Source organism: Streptomyces sp. NPDC034049 (assembly GCF_055575575.1).
This window is the reverse complement of the sequence record NZ_JBVISJ010000053.1, coordinates 1-1214: the sequence shown is the minus strand read 5'-3', so window position 1 is coordinate 1214 and position 1214 is coordinate 1. Positions and strand designations below refer to the sequence as shown.

Sequence of the window (1214 nt, the reverse complement as noted above, 5' to 3'; positions counted from 1 at the left end):
GATCAACAGCCTTTGTATTTGGGGTCGTTGAAGTCGAACATCGGGCATGCGCAGGCCGCGGCCGGCGTCGGCGGTGTCATCAAGATGGTCCAGGCGATCCGTCACGGTGTGCTGCCGAAGTCCCTGTACGCCGATGAACCGACGCCGGTCGTGGACTGGTCGGACGGTGCGGTGGAGCTGCTCGCGGAGGCCCGGGAGTGGCCGGCCGTGGACCGTCCCCGACGGGCCGGTGTGTCGTCCTTCGGCTTCAGCGGCACCAACGCCCACGTCATCATCGAACAGGCACCCGACGACGACACCACCGAGGACGACCACGGCACCGAGGGCGACGACGGTACCGCTGACGTCGTGCGTCCTCCCGCCGTCCTCCCCTGGGCGCTCTCCGGCCGGACGCCGGAAGCACTGAGGGAACAGGCCGCGCGGTTGCTCGCCCATGTGGAGCACGATTCCACGGCGGACCCGCTGGATGTGGCCTACTCCCTGGCTGCCACGCGTGCCGTCTTCGATCACCGTGCCGTGGTGGTGGGCGCCGATGGTGAGGCGCTGGTGGAGGGGTTGCGGGCGCTGGTGTCCGGGGACTCGTCGGGGCGGGTGGTGTCGGGTTCGCGTTCATCGGGGCGTACGGCCTTCCTGTTCACGGGACAGGGTGCTCAACGCATCGGTATGGGGCGGGAGTTGTATGCGGCGTTCCCGGTCTTCGCGGCGGCGTTCGACGAGGTCGCGGACGCGCTGGAGGGGCATCTGGGCCGGGCGCCGGGGGAGATCATCCGTACCGGTGAGGGTCTGGATGACACCGCCAACACCCAGGCGGCGTTGTTCGCGGTCGAAGTGGCGCTGTTTCGGTGGTTGGAGTCGCATGGGGTGAGGCCGGATTACCTGTTGGGTCATTCGGTGGGTGAGGTGGTGGCCGCGCATGTGGCGGGTGTGCTGGATCTGGCGGACGCGGTGGCGTTGGTGGCTGCTCGTGGCCGGTTGATGCAGTCGGCCGTGGCGGGTGGGGCGATGCTGGCGGTGCAGGCGGGTGAGGAGGAGGTGCGGGGGCTGCTGGCCGGGTTCGAGGACCTGGTGGATGTCGCCGCGGTCAACGGTCCCCGGTCGGTGGTGGTCTCCGGTGACGCCGAGGCGGTGGACGGTCTTGCGGGGGCGTGGAGGGAACAGGGCCTGCGGGTCAGGCGTCTGACGGTCAGTCATGCCTTTCACTCGTTCCATATGGA

Annotated in this window: 1 protein-coding gene; it reads left to right on the top strand. The window is 69.0% G+C overall.

All coding sequences use genetic code 11. The annotated features are described in order from the left end of the window. The coding region (locus ACZ52C_RS42015; protein WP_469079797.1) for an acyltransferase domain-containing protein at positions 1-1214 on the top strand (1214 nt) is incomplete at both ends.